The organism is Sulfitobacter sp. D7 (assembly GCF_003611275.1).
Taxonomy (GTDB): domain Bacteria; phylum Pseudomonadota; class Alphaproteobacteria; order Rhodobacterales; family Rhodobacteraceae; genus Sulfitobacter; species Sulfitobacter profundi.
The window spans coordinates 2,086,429-2,110,031 of record NZ_CP020694.1; the positions used below are offsets into that span (position 1 = coordinate 2,086,429).

General features: G+C 62.1%; 24 protein-coding genes. 7 read left to right on the plus strand and 17 right to left on the minus strand.

Annotated elements, in window-relative coordinates:
* From lpxB to pyrH, 13 genes are all read right to left on the minus strand, one after another.
* Positions 1-1,152 carry a lipid-A-disaccharide synthase gene (lpxB, locus tag B5M07_RS10095; RefSeq protein WP_120351207.1) on the minus strand — a complete coding sequence of 384 codons (1,152 nt, stop codon included), beginning with the start codon at positions 1,150-1,152 and terminating at the stop codon, positions 1-3.
* Complete coding sequence (locus B5M07_RS10100; RefSeq protein ID WP_120351208.1) at positions 1,149-1,949, minus strand: LpxI family protein; 801 nt, start codon at positions 1,947-1,949, stop codon at positions 1,149-1,151. Before B5M07_RS10100 ends, lpxB begins: the two co-directional genes overlap by 4 nt.
* The gene (gene lpxA / locus B5M07_RS10105) at positions 1,946-2,728 is read right to left on the minus strand and encodes an acyl-ACP--UDP-N-acetylglucosamine O-acyltransferase (protein WP_067939984.1); all 783 of its coding nucleotides are present in this window, start codon (positions 2,726-2,728) and stop codon (positions 1,946-1,948) included. The genes B5M07_RS10100 and lpxA overlap by 4 nt, the downstream gene beginning before the upstream one ends.
* Positions 2,725-3,195, minus strand: a complete 471-nt coding sequence (fabZ, locus tag B5M07_RS10110; protein WP_067628883.1) for a 3-hydroxyacyl-ACP dehydratase FabZ — start codon at positions 3,193-3,195, stop codon at positions 2,725-2,727. Before fabZ ends, lpxA begins: the two co-directional genes overlap by 4 nt.
* An 82-nt stretch (positions 3,196-3,277) precedes the next feature.
* Positions 3,278-3,862, minus strand: a complete 585-nt coding sequence (locus B5M07_RS10115; protein WP_120351209.1) for an OmpH family outer membrane protein — start codon at positions 3,860-3,862, stop codon at positions 3,278-3,280.
* Positions 3,863-3,866: 4 nt separating this feature from the next.
* Positions 3,867-6,200 (minus strand): outer membrane protein assembly factor BamA, encoded by a 2,334-nt coding sequence (gene bamA / locus B5M07_RS10120; RefSeq protein WP_120351210.1) that lies wholly within the window; start codon positions 6,198-6,200, stop codon positions 3,867-3,869.
* A gap of 206 nt (positions 6,201-6,406) precedes the next feature.
* Positions 6,407-6,535, minus strand: a complete 129-nt coding sequence (locus B5M07_RS19675) for a hypothetical protein (protein WP_276321492.1) — start codon at positions 6,533-6,535, stop codon at positions 6,407-6,409.
* A gap of 140 nt (positions 6,536-6,675) precedes the next feature.
* Positions 6,676-8,019, minus strand: a complete 1,344-nt coding sequence (gene rseP / locus B5M07_RS10125; RefSeq protein WP_441351411.1) for an RIP metalloprotease RseP — start codon at positions 8,017-8,019, stop codon at positions 6,676-6,678.
* 13 nt (positions 8,020-8,032) lie between these two features.
* Entirely contained in the window at positions 8,033-9,214 is a 1,182-nt protein-coding gene (gene dxr, locus B5M07_RS10130) for a 1-deoxy-D-xylulose-5-phosphate reductoisomerase (RefSeq protein ID WP_120351212.1), read from the minus strand.
* A 6-nt stretch (positions 9,215-9,220) separates the two neighbouring features.
* Positions 9,221-10,012 (minus strand): phosphatidate cytidylyltransferase, encoded by a 792-nt coding sequence (locus tag B5M07_RS10135; RefSeq protein ID WP_120351213.1) that lies wholly within the window; start codon positions 10,010-10,012, stop codon positions 9,221-9,223.
* Positions 10,013-10,023: 11 nt separating this feature from the next.
* On the minus strand, positions 10,024-10,761 hold the full coding sequence (gene uppS / locus B5M07_RS10140) for a polyprenyl diphosphate synthase (protein ID WP_120351214.1): 738 nt from the start codon (positions 10,759-10,761) through the stop codon (positions 10,024-10,026).
* Between the two features lie 47 nt (positions 10,762-10,808).
* Positions 10,809-11,375, minus strand: a complete 567-nt coding sequence (gene frr / locus B5M07_RS10145) for a ribosome recycling factor (RefSeq protein ID WP_007120421.1) — start codon at positions 11,373-11,375, stop codon at positions 10,809-10,811.
* Between the two features lie 171 nt (positions 11,376-11,546).
* Positions 11,547-12,272 (minus strand): UMP kinase, encoded by a 726-nt coding sequence (gene pyrH, locus B5M07_RS10150; protein ID WP_120351215.1) that lies wholly within the window; start codon positions 12,270-12,272, stop codon positions 11,547-11,549.
* A gap of 130 nt (positions 12,273-12,402) precedes the next feature.
* Here pyrH and miaA point away from each other — a divergent pair, with 130 nt between their 5' ends.
* From miaA to B5M07_RS10175, 5 genes are all read left to right on the plus strand, one after another.
* A complete protein-coding gene (miaA, locus tag B5M07_RS10155) occupies positions 12,403-13,293 on the plus strand; it encodes a tRNA (adenosine(37)-N6)-dimethylallyltransferase MiaA (RefSeq protein ID WP_120351216.1) in 891 nt (296 codons plus the stop codon).
* 100 nt (positions 13,294-13,393) lie between these two features.
* Complete coding sequence (locus B5M07_RS10160) at positions 13,394-14,170, plus strand: helix-turn-helix domain-containing protein (protein ID WP_120351217.1); 777 nt, start codon at positions 13,394-13,396, stop codon at positions 14,168-14,170.
* A gap of 310 nt (positions 14,171-14,480) precedes the next feature.
* Positions 14,481-15,569: an ABC transporter permease gene (locus B5M07_RS10165; RefSeq protein WP_120351218.1), complete on the plus strand. Its 1,089-nt coding sequence runs from the start codon at positions 14,481-14,483 to the stop codon at positions 15,567-15,569.
* 12 nt (positions 15,570-15,581) lie between these two features.
* Positions 15,582-17,048 (plus strand): ABC transporter permease, encoded by a 1,467-nt coding sequence (locus B5M07_RS10170; protein ID WP_162931841.1) that lies wholly within the window; start codon positions 15,582-15,584, stop codon positions 17,046-17,048.
* Positions 17,049-17,111: 63 nt separating this feature from the next.
* Positions 17,112-19,202, plus strand: a complete 2,091-nt coding sequence (locus tag B5M07_RS10175) for a dipeptide ABC transporter ATP-binding protein (RefSeq protein ID WP_120351219.1) — start codon at positions 17,112-17,114, stop codon at positions 19,200-19,202.
* A 95-nt stretch (positions 19,203-19,297) separates the two neighbouring features.
* Here the strand turns inward: B5M07_RS10175 and B5M07_RS10180 are convergent, their stop codons facing one another.
* Complete coding sequence (locus B5M07_RS10180) at positions 19,298-19,825, minus strand: hypothetical protein (protein ID WP_120351220.1); 528 nt, start codon at positions 19,823-19,825, stop codon at positions 19,298-19,300.
* A 179-nt stretch (positions 19,826-20,004) separates the two neighbouring features.
* Positions 20,005-20,550: a lytic transglycosylase domain-containing protein gene (locus B5M07_RS10185; protein ID WP_120352218.1), complete on the minus strand. Its 546-nt coding sequence runs from the start codon at positions 20,548-20,550 to the stop codon at positions 20,005-20,007.
* A 281-nt stretch (positions 20,551-20,831) separates the two neighbouring features.
* Between B5M07_RS10185 and ssb the strand changes: the two genes are divergently transcribed.
* Entirely contained in the window at positions 20,832-21,374 is a 543-nt protein-coding gene (gene ssb / locus B5M07_RS10190; RefSeq protein WP_120351221.1) for a single-stranded DNA-binding protein, read from the plus strand.
* Positions 21,375-21,668: 294 nt separating this feature from the next.
* Here the strand turns inward: ssb and aroB are convergent, their stop codons facing one another.
* Together aroB and B5M07_RS10200 are read right to left on the minus strand one after the other, a co-directional pair.
* The gene (gene aroB / locus B5M07_RS10195; protein ID WP_120351222.1) at positions 21,669-22,784 is read right to left on the minus strand and encodes a 3-dehydroquinate synthase; all 1,116 of its coding nucleotides are present in this window, start codon (positions 22,782-22,784) and stop codon (positions 21,669-21,671) included.
* A complete protein-coding gene (locus B5M07_RS10200; RefSeq protein WP_120351223.1) occupies positions 22,777-23,373 on the minus strand; it encodes a shikimate kinase in 597 nt (198 codons plus the stop codon). Before B5M07_RS10200 ends, aroB begins: the two co-directional genes overlap by 8 nt.
* A gap of 80 nt (positions 23,374-23,453) precedes the next feature.
* On the opposite strand from B5M07_RS10200, the gene B5M07_RS19445 reads away from it, so the two are divergent.
* A complete protein-coding gene (locus B5M07_RS19445) occupies positions 23,454-23,603 on the plus strand; it encodes a hypothetical protein (RefSeq protein ID WP_007120408.1) in 150 nt (49 codons plus the stop codon).

The window sequence follows — 23,603 nt, forward strand, 5'->3', positions numbered from 1 at the left end:
CTACATCCGGGCCAGCACCGCGCGCGCGGCCCGCAGGCCCGGTGCCTCGCCGCCCTGCCCCAAACGTTGCATCGTCAGCGCCATCGCGTCCTTCTGGGCGCCGGGCGCGCGCAGCACCTGCAAGACACCTTCAGCGATGGGTCCGGGGCGGCAGTTCGCCCCGATGAACTCCGGCACCACGCGGGTTTCCGAGACGAGGTTGACCAGCGTCACCGTATCCACCCGCAGCATCCGCCCGATGATCTGGCGGCTGATCCAGTTCATGTCATAGGCGATGACCATTGGCGTGTTCACCGCAGCCAGTTCCAGAGACACGGTGCCCGAGGCCGCCAGCGCCACATCCGCCGCGCGGAAGGCGGCGCGTTTGGTGGCGGTGAACTCTTCGGACGCCATATCACGCGGGTCCAGCACCAGCGGGTTGCCGGCCCAATTGCGCGTCACCTGTTTGACCAATGCCGCCACCGGACTGGCCGCTGGCACCACGACGCGCAAGGCCGGCTCCGCCTCGACCAGCCGCGCGACGACCTGCTGGAACACTGGCGCCAGCCGCGTGACCTCGCCCCGGCGCGAGCCGGGCAACGCCAGCAACAGCGGTGCATCGGCAAGACGGTGCTCGGCGCGGAAGGCCGCAGCGGCGGCGTCATCGGCCACAGGCTCGGCCACCACCGGGTGACCCACGAAATCACAGGCCATACCCGCCGCTTCCATATAGGGCGGCTCAAAGGGGAAAAGCGCCAGCACATGATCGACAGAGCGGGCCATCTTCTCAGCCCGACCGGGGCGCCATGCCCAGACCGTCGGGGCAACGTAATGCACTGTTCGGATGTCGGATTTCTCTTTCACCTTACGCGCCACACGCAGGGAAAAATCGGGGCTGTCGATGGTGATGAGCACATCTGGTTTGGTCTCAACCACCGCCTGCGCCGTCTCGTTGATCCGGGCCATCAGCGCGCGATATTTCGGCAGGATCTCGGCCAGCCCCATGACGCTGAGCTCGTTCATGTCGAACCGGCTTTCCAACCCCTGAGCCATCATCATCGGCCCGCCGATGCCGTCGAAGGTCACCTCGGGACAAAGCTCTTTCAGCCCCGCCATCAGCGCGCCGCCCAACCGATCGCCCGAAGGCTCGCCTGCCAGAATGAACACCTTCATGTCGCGTCTTTCTCTCGGACCCAAAGCACCAGACCAAGCTCATCAGCAAGCGCCACGCAAGCGTCACGCTCCAGCAGCATCACACCGCCTGCTTTTACGACCACGCCCGCCAGCCCCGCTGCATGGGCGGCGCGCAGCGTGTCGGGGCCGATGGTGGGCAGATCAATCTCGCGGATTTGGTCAGTTTTCGGGCCTTTGCAGAGCACCGCTCGCGCCCCGCGCACCATCTCTGGCAAGGTCGTCAGCAAGTGATCCGTGCCGCCGATGGTCTCAACCCCGTAGACCTGCTCACGCCCAATCACGCAAGCCTGCCCGATGTCGAGCGTGGCCAAGCCATCGAGCACGGCAGCACCACGCGCGGCATCCCGGCGCATCTGCTCATCTGGCAACTCCCGCGACAGCACACCGCTGTCGGCCAACAAGTCGGGCACCAGTTCATCGGCCCCGACCACCCGAAGGCCATGGTCTTCGAAAATCGTCTTGATCACCTCAAGCGCGCCATTGTCGCCCGCGGCCAGCGCCTGTTTGAACTGCGGCACCAAAGGTGCTGTGCGGATATCGAGCTTTGCGGGGTCCAGCGTGGGCCGGTCGATAGCCCCGCACAGACACACATCTCGAATACCCACGCCCAAAAGATGCGCCAGAAGGCTGCCCAAGGTCTCCAAACGAAAGGTCAGATCGGGCTTCAACCCATCGGGCGCGCAGCCCTCATAGGCGCAGACCAACGGCGGCTCGGCCTGCGCTGCCGCCACCCGTGCGGGCAAGCCGCCGCGCCCGGCGATCAGCGCAAGGCTCATTTCGGCGTCAGGAAATGACGGCCCGTGTCGGCCATGACAAAATCGACGATCTGGCGAACGTAATCGCTTTGGGTTTCGTCGCCCAAACGCCGCGCTCGGTCCGAGAATGTACCCTCGCCCTGCGCGAGCATCTGAAACGCTGCCCGCAGCGCCGTGATGTCGCTCCGTGCCACGCCCGCGCGTTTCAGCCCGACAAGGTTCAGCCCGTCCAGATCACCCCGCGGCGCTTGGACAAGCCCATAGGGGATCACGTCATTGGTCACCATGGTCACCGCGCCAATGATCGCGCCTTGACCGATGCGGACCCACTGATGGATGCCCGAAAGCCCGCCAATGATCACGTCATCTTCAAGCACGCAATGCCCCGCCACGGCGGCGTTGTTCACCACGATCACGCGGTTGCCGACGATGGCGTCATGGGCAATGTGACAGCCCGCCATGAACAGCCCGTCGTCGCCCACGCGCGTCACCCCGCCACCGCCTTCGGTGCCGCAGTTCATCGTGACATGTTCGCGGATGCGGTTGCGTTCGCCAATGACCAGACGGCTGGCTTCGCCCTTGAACTTCAAATCCTGCGGAATCTCACCGATCACCGCGAAAGGAAAGATCACCGTGCCCGCGCCAACCTCGGTCTGGCCAGTGACGACGACATGGGATTTCAACTCCACATCCGCCTTTAGCACGACCTCAGGCCCGACGACGCAAAAGGGGCCGACGCGCGCCGAAGGGTCGATCTGCGCCCCCTCTTCGATCACGGCACTGGGGTGGATATTGCTCATGCCGCGTCCTGCGGCAGATCCAACATCGCCATGAATTCGGCCTCGGCGGCCATTTCGCCCTCGACCGTGGCAACACCGCCGAATTTCCAGATTTTCGCACCCGGCTTGCCGCGCAGGGTCGTGAGATCCATCCGCAGCACATCGCCGGGGCCAACCTTGCGGCGGAACTTACATTTGTCGATCGACATGAAATAGATCAGCATGTCGCGGTCCTGCATGCCAAGGGCGGTGCCCACCATCACGCCTGCTGTCTGCGCCATCGCTTCAACAATGGTGACGCCCGGCATGATCGGCGTGCCGGGGAAATGGCCCTGAAAATGCGGCTCGTTCATGGTGACGTTTTTGTAGCCGACAGCACTCTCGGTGCCCTTGATCTCTTCGACCTTGTCGACCAGCAAAAAGGGATAGCGGTGCGGCAGGATGCGCTGGATCAACTGGATATCGGCGCGCAGCAGCTCTTCGGTCATGGACTGTCCTTTGTCTCAGAAGGTTGCTGAATGGCTACCAATTCAGGCGGCTGGGGGCAAGCATCCCCGCAGGGCGCGCGGATCAGTCGGCGTCGGTCAGCCCGGTTCCGATCGCCTCATCCAGCAGGGCAATCGCCTCATCCGTGACCTCAATCACCGAGGAAGAAACAAAGACCCGCCGCCGCTCAAGAATGACCGCCGCGTCGGAATTTCGCATCAACTGCTCAAGCACCGGGGCCGCGGCAGACAGGAACCGCTCGCGCTCAAGATCCAACGCCTCGCTCAGCGCCCGGTTTTTCGCCGCCTGCTCTGTCCTTGTGCGCTGGACCTTCTCGTCAAAGGCATCGGCCAGAAGCCGGAACTGAGCGGGCTTCATCTGCGACCGTTTTTCGGTGAGTTCGCGTTCTTCCGCCTCTAGGGCCGCCTCAATCTCGCGGTTTTCGGTGGCCAGTTGCTCACTCTCGGCTTCGATCTCGCGGGTGACGCGCTGGCCAAAGGCACTGTCGCGGAACAGGCGCTCGGAATCGATGGTCAGCACGGGGCTGATCACACCGCCCCGCGCGGGGGCTGGCGTGTTTGTTTGCGGCTCTGCCACAGGGGCCTGCTGCGCGAGGCCGGGGGTGGCCCCGGCCAGCATCATCACCAAGGGGATGAGAGCGCGGCGCATGGGCTTAGAACGTCGTCCGCAGCGTGACCTCAAAGCTTTGCTCTTTGTCAAAGCTCTCTTTCTTCAGCGCGTCGGAGACGTTGAACTGAAGCGGGCCAAGTGGCGTGTCCCAGAAGACCGAGAAGCCGATCACATGACGGAAAGAACCGCCTTCGCCGACGATGGTGCCGCCCGTGGTGTCAACATCGCTCAGATCCCACAGGTTGCCCACGTCATAGAAGACACCACCAGAGATGCCATATTCCTCGGGCAGCCCCAGCGGGAACTCCGCCTCGAAACGGGCCACGGCAAAGAGGTTGCCGCCAAGCGCGTCATCCACACCGTTGCTCTGATCGCGCGGACCGATGCCGCCCGGCTCAAAGCCGCGCATGATCGACGGGCCGAGGATGAAGCGGTCAACAGCGCGGTTGGTGCCGCCGTTCCATGCCAGCGCACCGCCTTCAAGCGTGGCGCGAAGGGTCACTTCCTCGTTAAAGATGCGCTTTTCGCCCGCGATCTTGGCAGTCGTCTTGATAAACTCGTTATCCCCACCAAGCCCGGCAAAGTCCTGACCGAACTCGAATAGAATGCCCTGTGTCGGATCCAGCCCGGTGCGGCGGGTGTCATAGGTGTAGGTGTAGCCGAGGGAGGAAGAGAACAACGCGCCTTCCGCGATTTCATTCGCGATGGTGGCGCTGTTATCCTCATCATCACGCTCCAGCATCTCGATCCCTTCGAGCGTATAGCGCGTCGACAGACGGCCATTCTCGCTGACCGGAAAAGTCAGGCTGGGCTGGAACACCAGACGTTCGGTGTCATAGCTGGTGTAAGACGAATTGGTTTCCGCATAATCAAGCTTGAGACCAAGCGCCACGTCACGCCCCAAAAAGCGCGGCTCGACAAAGGTCACGCCATAGCGCGTGGCATCTTCGGCGGTGGAGATCGACAGGTTCAGCCGCTGGCCGCGCCCGAGGAAGTTGTCCTCCTGAAAGCTGACCGCCACCCCGAAACCGTCGTTGTTCGAGAAGGAGCCGCCGAAGTTCAGCGAACCTGTGGGCTTCTCTTCCACATCGACGTCAATCACAACCTGCTCGGGGCTGGAGCCTTGGCGGGCGTTGACCTCTGCCGTCTCGAAATACTGCAGCGCGCGGATACGTTCTGCCGCTTGGCGAATTTCGCGCGGGTTGAACGGGTCACCCTCGACGCTGTCAAACTCGCGGCGGATCACCCGGTCAAGCGTCGTGGTGTTGCCTTCGATGTCGATCCGCTCAACAAAGATACGCTCGCCACGGGACAGCTTGTAGGTCACGTTGAGCGACAGATCACGGTCGTTGCGGTCAATCACCGGCTCGACCCGCAGGAAATCGACACCATCGCGGATCGCTTGGCGCTCGATCCGGGCGATGTCATTCTCGATCAGAGTGGGCGAGTAGATCACGCCGGGGCGGATTTTGAGCAGGTCACGGTACACGGCGGCGTTCAGACCCGGCACTTCGGACTCGACCGACACGTTGCCGAAACGGAACTGCTGCCCCTCGGTGATGTTATAGGCCACGAAGACGCCATCGCGTTCTTCGGTCAGCTCGGCGTTGACCGCCTCGGTACGCATGTCGACATAGCCGCGCGAGAGGTAGAAATCCCGCAGCATCTGCTTATCGGCCTCGACCCGGCCTTCGACATAGGTGTCACGTTTGACCAAACGGCGGAACAGACCCGCCTGTTTGGTGTCCAGCACGCGGCGCAGACGCCGGTCGGAATAGACCCGGTTGCCGACAAAGCTCAGACGCTCGATCTCGACGTTGTCGCCTTCGAAAATTTCGAACACCAGATCGACGCGGTTTTGATCGCGGCGGATGATGCGGGGCTGCACGCGGGCCGACAGACGGCCTTCGTTGCTATAGGCCTCGGCGATGGCGGCGGCGTCTTGCTCGGCTTGGCTGGGATTGAACACCCGACGCTCGGTCGAGCCGATAAGTTCGGCCAGCATCTCATCTTTGATGCGGCGGTTGCCCTCAAAGCTGACGCGGTTCAGCGTCGGCAGTTCGACCACCGTGATGACCAGCGTGTTGCCCTGCGGCTCAAGAGCGACGGATTCAAACAAGCCCGAGTTTTGCAGGTTCTGATAGGCGTCGTTCAACTGACCGCCCGACACCGCCTGCCCGCGCCCGATACCGGCCCGGCGCAGAATCGCGCTGTCGCCGATCCGCTCATTGCCGTCGATGACGACCGTGTTGAACTGATATTGCTGCGCCTGCGCTTGGCTGCCCGGCACGAGCCAGGCCACGGACAACATGACACAAAGCGATGCCCCCCGAAGGGTCTTGCCAACATTGCTGCGCTGCGCCCACTCGACGGGCATTCTGCCCTCGTTCCTCAGTCCCATTACACCGACCCGTTTTTTTACGACATTGTTGTCAACCTGACTACGCAGGTTGACGGGGTTTGTCAAAAGCAACGGCCGAGAAAATATACCATATCATGCGGCAAGTTGGGCCAGAATGACATCATGAGCCAAGATCGTGCAGAAGCACCCGATAAGGCACTCTATCACGCACTCGCAAGCATTCAGAGAGAGGCGACAAAGGCCCCGGCAGAGAGCGCCGCTGCAATGGCCGCGGCAAAGAACGCACGGTCCCAGTTAAGGTCCAAAAGCAGGCTGAGGCCGCGGTATGATCCTTGTAAAACGTGCATCATGGGTTCCTTCTTGATGGAAGATGACCGTAGCCAAGGATTGCGGCACGATTTTGTTCAATTATGACCATTTCAAGGCATTACGCCCTGCCCGTAAGGGCAAGGCGCAGGATGTCTTTCACTGTCAGGGGCGCCGCCCGGCCTTATGGGCAGAACAAGTCGTTCCCAAGCGCAAAGAGCATCAAGGTCAGCACCAAGGCGATGCCCATGGTCATCAAAATCCGCAGCGCGCCATCGCTGGGCGGTTTGCCGGTCACGGCCTCATAGGCGTAAAACACCAGATGCCCGCCGTCCAAGGCCGGGATTGGGAAGAGGTTCAGCAGACCGACCGCCGTGCTCAGCACCGCGATGAAATAGATGAAGGACTGCGCCCCTTGGCTCGCCATCGCGCCCGAAGTCTGGGCGATGCCCACCGGGCCGCTCAGGTTGCAGGTGCTGATATTGCCGACGATCATCTCGCGCAGGCCCGAGATCGACCCCGTGATGATGCGCCAAGTGTTGTCTAGGCCCGAGCTAAGCGCCTCCCCCACGCCGGGCGTATCGGTTGCGGGCACAAAGGCCATGCCGCCGACGATGCCGATGCGCAGGTTTTGCTTGAAACTGCCATCGGGCTGCGGCTCATCCGTGGCTTTGGGAACGAGGGTGAAAGGCAGGCTCTCGCCGTCGCGCCAGACGGTCAGCTCCTGCGGCGCCCCTTCGGAAGCTTCGACCACCTCTTTCAACTCACCAAAGGCCACGATCTCTTGCCCGTTGACGGCGGTGATCACATCCCCGCTGCGCAAACCGGCCTCTTGCGCTGCCGATTGCGGCGCGACATTGCTGACCAGCGGCGGCATCAGATAGGGGCCGGGCACGGTCAGGTCGGCCCCATCGCGGGTGATGTCATAGCTCAAGACCGCTTCTTGGGGCAAATTCGTCAGGAAATCGCTATAGCCCCCACCGGCAGCAAGCGAGGGCACCGGCGCGCCTTCGACCGCGCGCAGAATGTCGCCCGGCTCCAACTCATAGGCAGCGTTGGGAAGCGCCCGCAGCTCTCCCACGGTGAGCGGATCGCGGGCGGTGCCAGCGGTCATCGCCACGGCGAAAAAGATGAGAATCGACAGGGCAAAGTTGAACACCGGCCCCGCCGCCACGGTCAGCGCGCGGGCATAAAGCGGCGCGCCGTGCATCGTGTGGCGCAGCGCTTCGGGGTCTTCGGCCAGCGCCTCCATCGCGGTTTCGTCCTTGCCGGAGGCCGCATTGGAATCGCCCGCGAATTTCACATAGCCGCCAAAGGGCAGCAGCGCGAACTGCCAGCGCGTGCCGCGCTTGTCGATGCGCGAAAACAGCACCGGGCCGAAGCCCAGACTGAAGACATCCGCTTTGATCCCGGTCCAACGGCCAACGATGTAATGGCCGTATTCGTGGATCGCCACGATCACCGACAGCGCCACGACAAAGGCCAATATCGTCCAAATCAGCCCGCCGAACTCCGGCAAATATCCCATGATGTCCAACGTGCTATCCTGCTCTATTATGAATTGCGGCTGTCGCGGCCTTACGGGCGAGATGATCGACCTCGGCCACCAGATCAAGTGTCATTTCGTCGCTGCCCCGGCCCAGCGATGCGTCAGCGGCGCGCGCGTCCAATACCTCTTCGACGATTTCGGCCATTTGGGTAAAGCGCAACTGCCCGGCGATAAAGCCATCCAGCGCAACCTCTTTGGCCGCATTAAACACCGCGCCCATGAGGCCGCCTGCTGCCATGACCTCCCGCGCGAGGCGCAGCGCGGGCCAGCGGGCGTCGTCGGGCGCGGTAAAATCGAACCGTCCGATCTTGGTGAGATCCAGCCGCTCCACCGGCAAAGGTGCCCGCTGCGGGTGGTGCAGCGCATAGCCAATCGCGTGACGCATGTCAGGCGGTCCGACATGGGCCATCAGCCCACCATCGCAGAACCCCACCAACGCATGGATCATCGACTGCGGATGCACCAGCACTTCGATAGCCTCAGGCGAGACGCCGAAAAATTCCCTCGTTTCAATGACTTCCATCGCTTTGTTGAACATCGAGGCTGAGTCGATGGTGATCCGCTGACCCATGTCCCAGTTCGGATGGTTTGAAGCTTGGTCGAGCGTCGCATTGGCGAGGTCTTTTAGCGGCCAATCGCGAAACGCGCCGCCGCTGGCAGTGATGATGACGCGCTCAACGGCGGTCATATCCTCGCCCACGAGCGCTTGGAAAACGGCGGAATGTTCGCTGTCGACCGGCAGGATCGTCGCGCCATTGCGCTCAGCCTCGCCCATGATCAGCGCCCCGGCGCAGACCAGCGATTCCTTGTTGGCCAGTGCCAGTGTGCCGCCTTGGCGCAGGGCGGCCAGCCCCGGTGCCAGCCCCGCAGCACCGATGATCGCCGACATGGTCCAATCCGCCGGACGCGATGCCGCCTCGGCGATCGCGTCAGACCCTGCCGCCGCCTCAATCCCGCTGCCGCTAAGCGCGTCGCGCAGATCCTCCAGCAGGTCTTCGCGCGCGGTGACCGCGACCTCGGCGTTCAGCGCTTTCGCATCCGCCGCCAGTTGCGCGATATTGCCCGCCCCGGTCAGCGCCACGACATCATAGCCGTCAGGCGCGCGGCGGATCAGGTCAATCGTGTTTTGACCGATGGACCCGGTCGCCCCCAGTATCGAAATCTTGCGCGGCATAGCGGATCAGTTCACGCCCGGCGGGAAGCCGATCAGCGGCCCGACGATCAGCAAGAACACCGCAGCGCCCAGCATTCCATCAAAGCGGTCCAGCAGACCGCCATGGCCGGGGATCAGCGCCGAGCTGTCTTTGACGCCCATCTTACGTTTCATCCCCGATTCCGCCATATCGCCCATCTGCGAAGCCATCGACAGCGCGACCGAGATGCCGACGAGCTGCAGCCCAAAGCCGGTGTTGAACGAAAAGATCAGCCCGACAACAGCCGCCCCGACCCAGCCCGATGCGGTGCCGGACCATGTTTTCTTGGGGCTGACCTTGGGCCAGAACTTCGGCCCGCCAATGGCGCGACCGGCGAAATAGCCTACCACATCGGTGACCACGACCACCAGCACCAGCCACATCAGCCAGCCAAAGCCCATGTCGTCACGCAACTGGATCAGGCCAAAGCCCGCCAGCAGGATCAGCGCGGTAAAACTCATGTAAAGCGTGCGGTTGGCGCTCAATAGCGCGAAGCCCAAAAGCGCGGGTGCCAGCAACAGCGGCAGGCCAAAGCCAACCGGCAGATAGACCGAGGCCAACACGGCCACGCCCGTCACCAGCCCAAGCTGCCAAGATTCCGCCTTCCCCGGCCCGCGCAGCATGCCGACCAGTTCCCAGACCATCATGCCGCAAATCAATGCGACCAGCAGATGAAACACCACACCGCCCAGCCAGATGCCCAGCAGGCCAATCAGGATCATGGCGCTGGCAGACAGCATCCGCGCCCGCAGGTCGGACCATTGTTCAGGTGATTTCATCGCAAGTCTCCTCAGGTCTTGACCGCACCGAACCGCCTGTCACGCCCGCCATAGGCGGCGCAGAGCCGGGCGAATTCCTCGCGGGTGAAATCCGGCCACAGCGTGTCGATGAACTCATATTCCGCATAGGCCGACTGCCACAGCAGAAAGTTCGAAATCCGCGCCTCGCCGCTGGTGCGGATCACCAGATCGGGGTCGGGCAGCACATGGGTATCGAGGTAGCGCGGCAGGGTCTCTTCGTCCACGCTGTCGGGGTCGAGTTTGCCGCTGGCGACATCTTGGGCCAAACGATGCGTGGCGCGGGCCACCTCATCGCGGCCACCATAGTTCAGCGCAATCGTGAGGTTGATGCGGGTGTTTTGCACGGTATGGGCCTCAAGCTCGCCCATCAGTTTGATCAGCTTGTCATCCAGCCTGTCGCGATCCCCGATGAACCGAACCCGCGCGCCATATTCGCTAAGGCTGCGCATTTCCTTGGAGATATAGCGCCGAAACAGCGACATAAGCCCCGCCACCTCGACCTGCGTGCGCTTCCAATTCTCTGTCGAGAAGGCAAAAATCGTCAGGTATTCCACCCCCACATCGGGGCAGGCCTCAACGATTTCGCGCACCCGTCTGGCACCGGCGTGGTGACCAAACAGCCGGGGCCGCCCGCGTTGGGTGGCCCAGCGGCCATTGCCGTCCATGATGATCGCCACATGTCGCGGCCCACCGGGAGCAATCTTAGGTTGAATTTCGGCGGTGCTCATGTCTCGGCCTTTTCTTTCAAGTGCTGTGTCCCTGCCCTTGGGCCGGGTCAGACTTGCATGATTTCGGCCTGTTTCGTCTCAAGCTGGTCATCGATGAGGGTGATGAAGCGGTTGGTCAGGTCCTGCACTTCGCCTTCCCAAATCTTCTGGTCATCTTCGGACATCGCGCCGTCGTTTTTGGCTTTCTTGATCTGGTCCATCCCGTCGCGGCGGATGTTGCGGATCGAAACGCGGGCGTGTTCTGCATACTGCCCGGCAACCTTGGTCAGCTGGGTGCGGCGCTCTTCGTTGAGCTCAGGGATCGGCAGCATGATGATGGTGCCGTTCAGCTGCGGGTTGATGCCCAGACCGCTTTCGCGAATGGCCTTTTCAACCTTACCGACCAGACCTTTGTCCCACACGTTGATCGTCACCATGCGCGGCTCTGGCACGTTGACGGTGCCGACTTGGTTCACCGGGGTCATCTGGCCATAAGCCTCAACCATCACCGGCTCCAGCATAGAGGCCGAGCCACGCCCTGTGCGCAGCGATGCGAACTCGGTCCGAAGCGACGCAATTGCGCCGTTCATCCGCCGTTCAAGATCATCGGTATCGAGCATAAATTCGTCTGACATGGCGAGGCCTGCTTGTTGTTTCCTTGCGTTACGGCTTTCTAACGGTGGCGCGGCGCTTTCACAACTGCCCATTACTTCGCCACCATGCGCCAACCGCGACCCCAAGAGAGCCGCGGCGGCCTTAAGCGGATCGTCCAGCCGTAGGACGATCACCTGCGGTGCATTTCGCGTTTAGCCGACGCGGGTATAGGTGCCCTGCCCGGCCAGAATGCCCTTGAACCCGCCCGGCTCATCCAGCGAGAAGACGATAATCGGCAGGTTGTTGTCGCGTGCCAATGCGATGGCAGAGGCATCCATAACGCCAAGCCGCTTTTGCAGCACGTCGTCATAGCTTACCGTGTCATAGCGTTTTGCATCATCGAATTTCGCCGGGTCTTTGTCGTAAACCCCATCGACCTTGGTGCCCTTAAAGATGGCCTCGCAAGACATCTCATTAGCGCGCAGGGTCGCAGCGGTGTCGGTGGTGAAATAGGGGTTGCCGGTGCCTGCGGCAAAGATGCAAACGCGCTTCTTCTCAAGGTGGCGCACAGCACGGCGGCGGATGTAAGGCTCGGCCACTTCGTTCATCGTAATGGCCGAAATCACCCGTGTGTGGATGCCCAGACCCTCAAGCGCGGACTGCATCGCCAGAGCGTTCATGACGGTGGCAAGCATGCCCATATAATCCGCCGTGGTCCGCTCCATCCCCTGCGCAGAGCCTTGCAGCCCGCGAAAGATATTGCCGCCGCCGATGACCATGCAGATCTCGACGCCAAGCGAATGCACCGTTTGCACTTCGCGGGCGATGCGTTCGACGGTTGGTGGATGCAGGCCATAGCCGAGGTCACCCATCAGCGCCTCCCCGGAAATCTTTAGCATCACGCGGTTAAAGGAGACTTGGGGGGTGTCTTGGGACATCGGGCACACCTTATTATTTCACCAACCGGAGGAGATTTGAGCCATACGGCGGTGAAGGGTTTTCATTTCGCGCCAAAATGTCGCAAATACGTCCAAGGTTCAATGCGGGACGTAAGGAAGACGCAAAGAAATGCCGGATATTCCCAAGGCCCAGTTTGATGCTCTGTTGCAAGACCTGCCGCCCGAGCGGCCTGTGCTGATCGCCGGGCCAACCGCCAGTGGCAAATCTGCCCTGGCACTCGCCATCGCAGAGGCGCAGGGCGGCGTGATCGTGAACGCCGATGCCAGTCAGGTCTATGCGCCCCTGCGCATCATCAGCGCCCGGCCCTCAGCCGAAGAAGAGGCCCGCGCGCCGCATCTGCTCTATGGTCATCTGGCCGAAGATGCGTCCTATTCCACCGGCCATTGGCTGCGCGAGGTGGCCCCGCTGCTGGGCGGCGATCAGCGGGTGATCATCACCGGCGGCACCGGGCTTTATTTCGCGGCTCTGACCCAAGGATTAGCTGAGATACCGAAAACCCCGCCAGAGGTCCGCGCCCAAGGCGATGACATGACGCTCGAAGACCTGCTGGCGCAGCTTGATGCTGAGACCGCGGCGGGCATTGACCAGCGCAACCGCGCGCGGGTGCAGCGCGCTTGGGAAGTGTGGCAGGCCACCGGCCGCGGCCTGTCGGACTGGCAACGCGATACCGGCGCGCCGCTTTTGCCGCTCGCGGACTGCCTGCCTATCGTTTTCGATGTTGAGCGGGATTGGCTGAACGCCCGCATCGCCCAACGCTTTGACCTGATGTTAGAGCAAGGCGCCTTGGAAGAGGTCGCCGCCCTCCGTCCGCGATATGACCCCACGCTGCCCGCCCATCGCGCCATCGGCGTGCCGGAACTGATCCGCCACATTGACGGCGATTGGCCCCTGCACCGCGCCCGCGAAGCCGCCGTGGTTGCCACCCGCCGCTTCGCCAAACGGCAGCGCACTTGGATGCGTAGCAAAATGGCAGATTGGCATCGGGTGACGCCGCAATAACCGCAGGGCGCACACAGTTTCTTGCGTTATTCCAACCATCCGATAGCCTGACGTTGTAGATTGTCCCGACAGGGTTGCCATTTCTCGACGAAAGCGCCGCGTGCCCCAAACGCAGATACAAACCCACACCTTGGCCCAGCTTTCGGCGGGGCAAGATTGGCGGCTGACCCTCGCCCATGAGCGCGACCACCATCTGCTGATCTGGATCACCCGGGGCCAGGGTCGGTTGCTGCTGGATGGGCAACGCCGGGGCATCAGCCCCCATAACGCACTCTGGATACCGGCGCGGTCGCTCTTTGCTCTGGAGCTGGGCTATCAATGTCTGGGCCATGCGGTGCTGATCCCGGAAGACCGCGATGTGCGTTTGCCCGAAATGCCGCGCCAGTTGCGCATCCGCGACGGTGTAGCCCAATCCGAAATTGCGGCCCTGATCGAACAGACCCAGCGGGAGGTTCAGCAAGGCCGCCCCCTCCAACAAGACGCGCTGAAGGCTCAGGTCGCGCTGATATCGGTATGGCTCCGCCGGCAGATCATGTCAGACGAACATGCCGCCCCCCGGCCCAAGGCCGGCGACAGGCTCAGCGCGCGGTTCTGCGCCCTGATCGCCCAGCGCGCGCCCAAGGGTGGCAGCATGGCCGATCACGCAGCGGAACTGGGCGTCACGCCGACCCATCTGACCCGCGCTGTCAAAGCGGCCACCGGCAAATCCGCCGCTGATCTCTTGACGGAACGCAGTTGCCATGCCGCCCGGCGTCTGTTGGCCGAAACCGATCAAACCGCCGCCGAGATCGCAGCCTCTCTGGGCTTTGGCTCCGCTGCCTATTTCACCCGTTTCATGCAGCAGCACAGCGGCCTCCCCCCCAGCAAGCTGCGCTGATCCGCGCCCGAAATGTCGCTTTCAGACCCTCAAAATGTCGCAAAAACTCCCTCAAACGGCTCAGCCGAATGTTGACGCGCGACCAATTTATGTGCCTGATGGCTGAACTGCTCTGAAAACAGTCAGATCAACGACCAAGCGCGTGACGCTGGGAAAGACCGCCAATGGGTCTTAGGCATCACAGTGCGCACAGGCAGCAACGTCTGCCGCGAACAGAACCGGCGCTGTGATGGCGCCGCACAAATCAAAAAGGCCACAAAGGCCGCATCGTCGGGCCAAGTCACCGCCCGACCCTGCCACAGGGGACCACATGGGACTATTCATTTTGCGCCGGCTGGGTGTGATGTTGCTGACGGCGCTCTGCCTGACGTTCATCGTATTCTGGCTGACCAATCTCTATCCGAACCTCGAAAAGCTCGCCAAGACCCAAGGCAACTTCCGCATGTCCGACGAGGCAGTGGCCAGCTACCTTGAAAGCCGCGGCTATCTGCAACCCACCGTCGACAAGTTCGGCGAATGGCTGGGCGTGTTGCCCGGATGGGTCACCGAAGGCGACACGCCGGAAGAGACCTTTGGCCGCTGTTTCGCCCCCGGCACCCCGGTAGAGGCGCGCGCCACCCGCTGCGGCATCCTGCAAGGCGATTGGGGCTTTTCGACCGTCTTCAAAGAACCCGTGGGCGAAACCGTCCTGACGCGCCTCGCACTCACCGGCAAGTTGATGTTCTGGGTGCTGATGCTGATGGTCCCCTCGGCGCTGATCGTCGGTGTGCTGGCGGGCATGCGCGAAGGCTCCAAGCTTGACCGCTCGCTCTCGACCTTCTCCATCGCCACCACGGCGACGCCTGAATATGTCTCGGGCGTGATCTTCATCGCGGTGCTGGCCTCCTCGCGCTTTGGCCTCTCGCCGCTTCTGGCGGAATGGGGCTGGATCGACAGTAAAACCCTATTTCTTGGCTCCGCCACGTCTGCCATGAAAGACGCCAACTTCTGGAACTTCTTCCTGCCGGTGCTGACCATCTCGCTCTACGGCATGGGCTATATCGCCCGGATGACGCGGGCGTCGATGACCGAGGTGATGACCGCGCAGTATATCCGCACAGCGCGGCTCAAGGGGGTGAAATTCTCTGAGATCGTGCTGAAACACGCCCTGCGCAACGCGCTGATCGCGCCCTTCACGGTGATCATGCTGCAAATCCCATGGCTGCTGAACGGTGTGGTGATTGTGGAGACGCTGTTCAACTACAAGGGCTTCGGCTGGCTCCTCGTCCAAGCGGCTGCGAACAACGACATCGAACTGCTGCTCGCCGTTTCGGTCGTGTCGGTCATCGTCGTGCTTGTGACGCAGTTGATCTCTGATATCGGCTACGTTTTCCTCAACCCGCGCATTCGCATTTCTTAAGGGAGCATGGACATGGAACAACTGACATGGACCGGGTCTCTTGCGGGGCTCAACATCATCTTCCTCGGCCTTTGCGTGATGCTGGCCTTGGCTGTCGCGGCGCAGATTGTCGTTTCCTTCCTGCCTGCCAGTGAGGCACAAGAGATCAACCCCGACGGCACCGTTGCCCGACGGGGCGGTGTGGCGGGCGGACTGAACCGTGCGGTGATCCTGCTGTTTGCGCTGCTGATCCTTGTGGTGCTGATCTATATCGTCGCCGGTGCCTTCATGGGGCCGCAGGCAGGCATCTTCGGCGGCATGTCGCAGCAGATGCTGCCGGTCTGGATCGCGCTGATCCTGACCTTCGCCGTCTCCATCCACTTCAAACGCCGCCTTGGCCTCTACGGCAAGCTATTCGACAGCACCGTGGGGATGATCGGCTTTGCCATCGTCATGTTCTGGGTATTCACCGGAGTCTTTGGCGGGTTGTTCGACCTGCTGGTGACGCACGACAGCCTTAGCCAAACTTCGGGCATGAAGAACAAGCTGCCCGGCACCCCGCTGCGCAGCCCCGATGAGGGCGAATACCCGTGGTTCCTGTTGGGCGGTGATAACCTTGCCCGCGATGTCTTCTCTCGGCTGATCAAGGGCTCTTGGGTCGTGGTGCAGATCGCGCCGCTGGCGACGCTCTTTGCCTTTATGGTCGGGATCACGCTGGGCCTGCCTGCGGGCTATTACGGCGGGCGGCTGGATACGATCCTCAGCTTTCTGGCGAACCTGATCCTCGCGTTTCCGGTGATCTTGCTGTTCTACCTGTTGGTCACGCCCGAGATCGTGCTGACCGGCATCCCGAACTACATGGCCGTGTTCCTGTTTATCTTCCCGCTGATCTTCCTCGCGGTGCTGCTGAACTCACGCTACTACACGCAGCCTTCGTTCCGCACGCCGCTGCTGATCGTGGTGCTGGGCGTGGTCGGCTGGCTGTACCTGTCGCTGGTCTCTACCGACGGTGCGATCGTGGCGACGGACACCTACCGCATCCCTGGCCTGCCGAGCATGATCGACCTCTTTGATATCGACGCCGGTGTGCTGGTGGTCTTTGTCTCGGTCGTCTTCGTGAACTCGCCCACGGTGTTCCGCATCGTGCGCGGCCTCGCGCTGGACATCAAAACGCGCGACTATGTCGCCGCCGCCCAGACCCGTGGCGAAGGCCCGTGGTACATCATGCTGTGGGAAATTCTGCCCAACGCCCGTGGCCCGCTGATCGTCGATTTCTGCCTGCGCATCGGCTATACCACGATCCTTCTCGGCACTTTGGGGTTCTTCGGCCTTGGGCTGGAAAGCGAGAGCCCGGATTGGGGCAGCACGATCAACGCAGGCCGCCGCCTGCTGTCGCTCTATCCGCACGCGGCCATCGCGCCCGCGCTTGCACTTCTGAGCCTCGTTCTGGGCCTGAACCTGCTGGCCGACGGCCTGCGCGAAGAATCCTTGCGCGACTAAGAAACATCCTCCGGGGGGCGCCCCCTCCCGGACCCTTTTGATCCCCCCGACTGGGAGAGACAAATGCCAAAGACTGATTACGACGGCCCCATTCTTGAGATCAACAACCTGTCGATCTCGTTCTTCACCCGCCTGCGCGAGATCCCCGCCGTGATGGATTTCTCTGTCAGCGTCCAACCGGGCGAAGCTGTGGGGCTGGTGGGCGAAAGCGGCTGCGGCAAGTCGACCGTGGCGCTGGGCGTGATGCAGGATCTGGGCCGCAATGGCCGGATCGTCGGCGGCTCCATCAAGTTCAAGGGCCGCGACCTCAGCGAGATGAGCCCCGAAGAGCTACGCGACATTCGCGGCAGCGAGATCGCGATGATCTATCAAGAGCCGATGGCCAGCCTCAACCCCGCCATGCGGATCGGCAAACAGCTGATGGAAGTGCCGATGATCCACGCTGGCATGTCCGAAAAAGAAGCCTATGTGCGGGCGCTTCAGGTGGTCACGGATGTGAAACTCCCCGATCCAGAGCGCATCTTGAAAGCCTACCCGCACCAACTCTCGGGCGGGCAGCAACAGCGCATCGTGATTGCCATGGCGCTGATGTCCGAACCCTCGCTTCTGATCCTTGATGAGCCGACGACCGCGCTTGACGTGACCGTCGAAGCGGCGGTCGTGGATCTGGTAAAGGACTTGGGCAAGAAATACGGCACCTCAATGCTGTTCATCTCCCACAATCTCGGGCTGGTGCTGGAAACCTGCGACCGCATCTGCGTGATGTATTCCGGCGAAGCGGTCGAGAAAGGCTCCATCCACGATGTCTTCGACGAGATGCAGCACCCCTATACGCAGGCGCTGTTCCGTTCGATCCCACTGCCCGGCGCCGACAAGAACGCGCGGCCTCTTGTGGCCATCCCCGGCAACTTCCCCCTGCCCCATGAACGCCCGCCCGGCTGTAACTTCGGCCCCCGCTGCGATTATTTCATGGCGGGCCGCTGCGATGCCGCGCCGATCCCGATGGAAAGCGTACCCGGCAACGACCGGCACGAAACCCGCTGTATTCGCTTTCAAGAAATCGACTGGCAAGCGCCACTGGAACTGGCCGAGGTCAAGGAAAAGGGCGAGGTTGGCGAGGTCGTCCTCAAGATGGACAAGCTCAAGAAATACTATCAGGTCGCGGCAAATGCCATGTTCGGCGGCGGCAATACCAAGGTGGTCAAAGCCAACGAATCCTTGAGTTTCGAGGCCCATGAGAGCGAAACCCTCGCCATTGTCGGGGAATCGGGCTGCGGCAAATCCACCTTCGCCAAGGTCCTCATGGGGCTTGAGACGGCGACCGAGGGGCACATCTACCTTGATGGCAAGGATATTGGCGGGGTGCCCATCGACGACCGCACGACCAAGAACGTCGCCGATGTTCAGATGGTCTTTCAAAACCCCTTCGACACGCTGAACCCTTCCATGACCGTCGGGCGGCAGATCATCCGCGCGTTGGAAATTTTCCGCATCGGCAAGAATGAGAAAGAGCGCAAGCAGCGCATGCTGGAACTGCTCGATCTGGTCAAACTGCCGCGTGAATTCGCAACCCGCATGCCGCGGCAACTGTCCGGTGGGCAAAAGCAGCGGGTCGGCATTGCCCGCGCCTTTGCGGGTGACGCGCGGATCGTGGTGGCGGATGAGCCTGTCTCGGCGCTGGATGTAAGCGTACAAGCGGCGGTGACCGACCTGCTGATGGAGATCCAGCGCGAGCAGAAGACGACGCTCTTGTTCATCAGCCATGACCTCTCCATCGTGCGCTATCTCAGCGACCGGGTGATGGTGATGTATCTGGGCCATGTGGTCGAATTGGGCGACACCGATCAGGTCTTCTCGCCGCCCTATCACCCCTATACCGAGGCGCTGCTGAGTGCCGTGCCGATTGCCGATACCAAGGTAAAGAAGAAACACATCGTCCTCGAAGGCGACGTGCCCTCGGCCATGAACCCGCCGCCGGGCTGCCCTTTTCAGACGCGCTGTCGCTGGAAATCACAGGTGCCGGGGGACCTCTGCGAACGGGAGGTCCCGCCGATGGTCACCATGGCGGACGGGCATCAGATTAAATGCCACCTCTCAGCCCAGCAATTCGCCGAGATGGAGCCGGTGATCGAAGTGGGCACGGCAGCAGAATGAAAAAGGCGCGGCTCCGAAGAGCCGCGCCTGCTCCCTCAGGCGGTTTAAGGGGGGAACGGCCTGAGGTAATCGTGATCCGGTTTTAGGGGCCGGATTTAGGGGTCGACGGACGAACCGGCTGTGTTCACATTGGCCAGACCTTCGGCCACAACATCGGCAAAGGTCGACACGAGCGCCACGTAGAATTCAGTCTCAGACGGCGGCACGTTGACATAGCCTTCGGGTGCGATGTCTTCGCCGCTATAGGCTGAGATCTTCACCGGGAAGCTCAGACCAGCGTTGTCACCGGTGGGGCTTGTGATATCAACAACGCCTTCCAACTCGTTGAATTCTTTACTGTCGGGCAACATGGTTGCGCCGTTGAGAGAGATCTTGCGGATATCGATCTTGATCTGCGGATCGGCACCATCGCTGCTCATCGGCACACGCTCTGCCACTTCGGCGCGCAGGTCTTCTTCCAGATCAGGATAGAAGTCCATGGCGTTGCTCTCTGCAGCCGCGCTGACAGAGGATTCAACGTCGATTTTCGAGACCATGATCTTATCTTGGGCAAAAGCAGAGCTGCTCAGCGCAATAACGCTTACACCGGCGGCAAGGGCGATGTTTTTCATATTCGTCAGCATGTCGTTCTCCTTTGATCTTTTATCTCTGAGGCGAGAATTTCCCGCTGCAAAGTTTCTGATCAAAGAACCCCAAGATCGCCCCAGCGGTTCCCTAGGGCGCCGGGCCAAGGGGGCATAGGCACGTGAAAATAGGCGGACAAACGCCCACCGCGCCATACAGACCCATGGATATCAATGGCTTAGCTGCCAGTGATCACTTTAACGTAATTCCGCGTTTCTTTATAGGGGGGGACGCCCCCGTATTTCTTAACCGCCCCCGGCCCCGCGTTATAAGCCGCCAGCGCCAGCTCCCAACTGCCGAAAGCGCGGTACTGTATTTTGAGGTAGCGCGCGCCGCCTTCAAGGTTCTGCACCGGATCGGTCGGGTCGACGCGCAGCGCCTGCGCGGTCTGGGGCATCAGTTGAGCCAATCCCATCGCCCCCTTGTGCGACAGCGCCTTGGGGTTCCAGCCGCTTTCCTGCTGAACCAGCCGCAGAAACAGATCAACCGGGATACCATGCCGGGTCGCCGCCGCGCGGGCATGGGTCAGAAAGGCCCCTTTGTAGGAACCGTTGTATTTCGGCGCATCCCATTTCGTCGGGGTGACAACCTTGGGCGGTTGCAGCCGAACGGAGGCGGAATATTGCTTGGATGCGCGGTTATCGAGGATGCTTTTCTGAGAAGAAAACAAACCCGCGCGGTTTTTGCTGGCAAACATATCGGCTGCCGCCGGCGCTGCCCCCATCGCGATCATCCCGGCTGCCGCCAAACCTACCGCGGCCAGACCGGCCAAACGTCCCGTCTTTCGCATCTCTGCCCCCTGCCGTTGCATTGCGCGCAGTATACCCAAAACCGCGCGGCCTACCAGCCCCCGGAAACCGGCCCGCCACGCGGCGTGCCTTGATGGGCGGCGAGGTGGGAAAGCCGGTGTCATCCGGCGGACAACCGCGATATAAACGGCCGAATTGGGCGCGCTCGGATTCGCGCCCGACGCAATGACACAGCAATGACAAACGAGGGGGCAAGATGGCCGGCTCAGTGAACAAAGTGATCCTTATCGGCAACCTCGGGCGCGACCCCGAGGTGCGGTCGTTCCAGAACGGCGGCAAAGTGTGCAACCTGCGCATCGCCACCTCGGAAACATGGAAAGACCGCAACACCGGTGAGCGCCGCGAGAAGACCGAATGGCATTCGGTGGCGATCTTCCAAGAGGGGCTCGTTCGCATCGCCGAGCAGTACCTCAAGAAGGGCTCCAAAGTGTATATCGAAGGCCAGTTGCAAACCCGCAAATGGCAAGACCAATCCGGCGCGGACCGCTATAGCACCGAAGTGGTGCTGCAGGGCTTTGGCGGCACGCTGACCATGCTCGACGGTCCCGGTGGCGCCGGGTCCGGCGGCGGTGGTGGTGGCGGCGGCTACGGTGGTGGCGGCGGTGGCGGCTACGGTGGTGGCGGCAATGACTACGGCGGCGGCTATGACAGCGGCCCGTCCTCCTCGGGCGGCGGCAGCGGTGGTGGCGGCGGCGGCGGTGGCGGCAGCCGTGATCTCGATGACGAGATCCCGTTCTAAACCCTATGCGATTTCGGGCGGGGCGCCGTTGCGCCCTGCCCACCCTCTGCGACCGCGGCCGTGACAGGTCTTTAACCGCGCCGGATTAGACCTCTCCCCATCGCGATACCCGCCGGGCATTCATCAGTTCGGCAACCGGATCAGAGGCGCTCCACGCGGGCGCCATGTCAAGACGTTCAGACATGCAGGGTGACGCCTGTCTCAAACATCCGACTTGGCGGCGCCGCCCTTTTTATTCGGCACCACAACACCTTAAAGAACAGAGTTAAACCGCCGGGCCCAGCACGCCGCGGGTCACTGGCGCGCGCTTAGCGCGTCGCGCAGCAGGGCCAGCACATCGGCATTGTCGACCTCGGCCCCCGCAAAGGCTTGGCCGATGCCGCGCGCCAGAACGAAACGCAACCGGCCATCGACAACCTTTTTGTCCTGCCCCATCAGGCGCAGCAACTCTTCGGCCTCTGGCAGGTCGCCGGGAATGTCGCGCAGGTCGGTCTTCATGCCCATCTGCGCCAGATGGGCGCGCAGGCGGCTGGGGTCTTCCTGCGGGCATAGGCCCTGCCGCGCGGAAAGCTCAAAGGCCAGCGCACAGCCGATCGCCACCCCTTCGCCATGCAGCAGACGGTCGGAATAGCCGGTCGCCGCCTCAAGCGCATGGCCGAAAGTATGGCCGAGGTTGAGCAACGCGCGGTCGCCCTGCTCGGTCTCGTCGCGTTCCACGATATCGGCCTTCATCTGGACCGAACGGCGCACCGCCTCGATCCGAGCTTCCATATCGCCCGCCGCAAGGGCTGGCCCCTGCGCCTCTAGCCAATCAAAGAAATCCGCATCGCCCAGCAGGCCGTATTTTACGACCTCGCCATACCCGGCGAGGAAATCGCGGGGCGGCATGGTCCCCAGCACTTCGGTATCGGCGAGCACGAGGCTGGGTTGATGGAATGCCCCGATCAGGTTCTTGCCTTGGCTTGCGTTGATCCCGGTCTTGCCACCCACCGAACTGTCGACCTGCGCCAGAAGCGATGTGGGGATCTGCACAAAACGCACCCCGCGCCGCAGCACGGCGGCGGCAAAGCCCACCAGATCGCCGATCACCCCGCCGCCAAAGGCCACGACGATATCGCCGCGCTCCACCTGTTCGTCGAGCAGCCAGTCGACCGAGCGCTGCAGATTGGCCCAGTCCTTGGTCCCCTCTCCGGGCGCGAGTTCCAGCGCCGACATCGCGATGCCCTCGGCGGCCAACCCGTCCCGCAGCGTTTGCAAATGCAACGCGGCCACGCGGCTTTCGGTGATGACGGCCACCCGCTTGCGGCGCAGCAGCGGCGCGATCAGCGCGCCCGCATCGGCCAGCAACCCCGGCCCGATGATTACATCATATTCCCGCCCCGGCAGGGCTACGGATACCGTCTCACGCATCCAATTTCTCCAAAACATCCGGCCTTGTCAGCAGCTTATCGATCACCCGATTGGCCATGGCGTCAATCGACAGGCGCGGATCACAGCGCACCGACAGATCCGCCAGCCGGTAAAGCGGCACCCGGTCGCGGTAGAGCGCGGTCAGCGTGGCCTTGGGATCAGCCGTGCGCAGCAGCGGACGGCTGTCCTTATAGCGCACCCGGTTCCACAGCAGATCAAGATCCGCATCCAGCCAGAGCGCCACACCGTAAGCCGCGATATTGTCGCGATTTACCTCGGCCAGAAACGCCCCGCCGCCGGTGGACAGGATGCAACGTTCCTCTGCCAGCAGCCGGGCGATGACCTCTGTCTCGCGTTTGCGAAAGAACGGTTCTCCGTCGCGGGTAAAGATTTCGGGCACGCTCAGATTGGCCGCCGCCTCAATCTCGGCATCGCTGTCCAGAAAGGGCGCGCCCAGCTTGGCCGAGACCGCACGCCCCACCGCCGTCTTGCCCGCCCCCATCATGCCAACCAGCGCCACCGTCTTGTTCAGACGGTAACGGGGCGGCATTTCTTCGCCATCGGTTATGCTGTGCTTAATTCCGCTCATTTTTCTCTGAATGACGTGATCTTGCCGGAAAGGCCATATATAGTTTGGCAAAATAGCAGAATTCCGGGCAGGCATTAATCATGGGTAAACTTTTTAAGCTTTTGATATTTCTATTGATTGTCGGCTTCATCGGGCTGGTGGGCTATGCCTACGTCGGGCCCTTCTTTGGCGTGGACTTTTCGCCCGAACAGATTGAGACACGCCAGCCCGTCACGCTGACAGCGGATTGA

What these genes read in the sequence shown, in the direction of transcription:
- B5M07_RS10200 (WP_120351223.1), bottom strand. Translation starts at nt 23,373, where the DNA reads ATGAGCGGAATTAAGCACAGCATAACCGATGGCGAAGAAATGCCGCCC.
- B5M07_RS19675 (WP_276321492.1), bottom strand. Translation starts at nt 6,535, where the DNA reads ATGATGCACGTTTTACAAGGATCATACCGCGGCCTCAGCCTGCTTTTG.
- fabZ (WP_067628883.1), bottom strand. Translation starts at nt 3,195, where the DNA reads ATGACCGAAGAGCTGCTGCGCGCCGATATCCAGTTGATCCAGCGCATC.
- uppS (WP_120351214.1), bottom strand. Translation starts at nt 10,761, where the DNA reads ATGAGCACCGCCGAAATTCAACCTAAGATTGCTCCCGGTGGGCCGCGA.
- ssb (WP_120351221.1), top strand. Translation starts at nt 20,832, where the DNA reads ATGGCCGGCTCAGTGAACAAAGTGATCCTTATCGGCAACCTCGGGCGC.
- B5M07_RS10170 (WP_162931841.1), top strand. Translation starts at nt 15,582, where the DNA reads ATGGAACAACTGACATGGACCGGGTCTCTTGCGGGGCTCAACATCATC.
- bamA (WP_120351210.1), bottom strand. Translation starts at nt 6,200, where the DNA reads ATGCCCGTCGAGTGGGCGCAGCGCAGCAATGTTGGCAAGACCCTTCGG.
- B5M07_RS10135 (WP_120351213.1), bottom strand. Translation starts at nt 10,012, where the DNA reads ATGAAATCACCTGAACAATGGTCCGACCTGCGGGCGCGGATGCTGTCT.
- lpxB (WP_120351207.1), bottom strand. Translation starts at nt 1,152, where the DNA reads ATGAAGGTGTTCATTCTGGCAGGCGAGCCTTCGGGCGATCGGTTGGGC.
- B5M07_RS10175 (WP_120351219.1), top strand. Translation starts at nt 17,112, where the DNA reads ATGCCAAAGACTGATTACGACGGCCCCATTCTTGAGATCAACAACCTG.
- B5M07_RS10180 (WP_120351220.1), bottom strand. Translation starts at nt 19,825, where the DNA reads ATGCTGACGAATATGAAAAACATCGCCCTTGCCGCCGGTGTAAGCGTT.
- B5M07_RS10115 (WP_120351209.1), bottom strand. Translation starts at nt 3,862, where the DNA reads ATGCGCCGCGCTCTCATCCCCTTGGTGATGATGCTGGCCGGGGCCACC.
- aroB (WP_120351222.1), bottom strand. Translation starts at nt 22,784, where the DNA reads ATGCGTGAGACGGTATCCGTAGCCCTGCCGGGGCGGGAATATGATGTA.
- B5M07_RS10185 (WP_120352218.1), bottom strand. Translation starts at nt 20,550, where the DNA reads ATGGGGGCAGCGCCGGCGGCAGCCGATATGTTTGCCAGCAAAAACCGC.
- frr (WP_007120421.1), bottom strand. Translation starts at nt 11,375, where the DNA reads ATGTCAGACGAATTTATGCTCGATACCGATGATCTTGAACGGCGGATG.
- rseP (WP_441351411.1), bottom strand. Translation starts at nt 8,019, where the DNA reads ATGGGATATTTGCCGGAGTTCGGCGGGCTGATTTGGACGATATTGGCC.
- B5M07_RS10165 (WP_120351218.1), top strand. Translation starts at nt 14,481, where the DNA reads ATGGGACTATTCATTTTGCGCCGGCTGGGTGTGATGTTGCTGACGGCG.
- B5M07_RS10100 (WP_120351208.1), bottom strand. Translation starts at nt 1,949, where the DNA reads ATGAGCCTTGCGCTGATCGCCGGGCGCGGCGGCTTGCCCGCACGGGTG.
- dxr (WP_120351212.1), bottom strand. Translation starts at nt 9,214, where the DNA reads ATGCCGCGCAAGATTTCGATACTGGGGGCGACCGGGTCCATCGGTCAA.
- pyrH (WP_120351215.1), bottom strand. Translation starts at nt 12,272, where the DNA reads ATGTCCCAAGACACCCCCCAAGTCTCCTTTAACCGCGTGATGCTAAAG.
- lpxA (WP_067939984.1), bottom strand. Translation starts at nt 2,728, where the DNA reads ATGAGCAATATCCACCCCAGTGCCGTGATCGAAGAGGGGGCGCAGATC.
- B5M07_RS19445 (WP_007120408.1), top strand. Translation starts at nt 23,454, where the DNA reads ATGGGTAAACTTTTTAAGCTTTTGATATTTCTATTGATTGTCGGCTTC.
- miaA (WP_120351216.1), top strand. Translation starts at nt 12,403, where the DNA reads ATGCCGGATATTCCCAAGGCCCAGTTTGATGCTCTGTTGCAAGACCTG.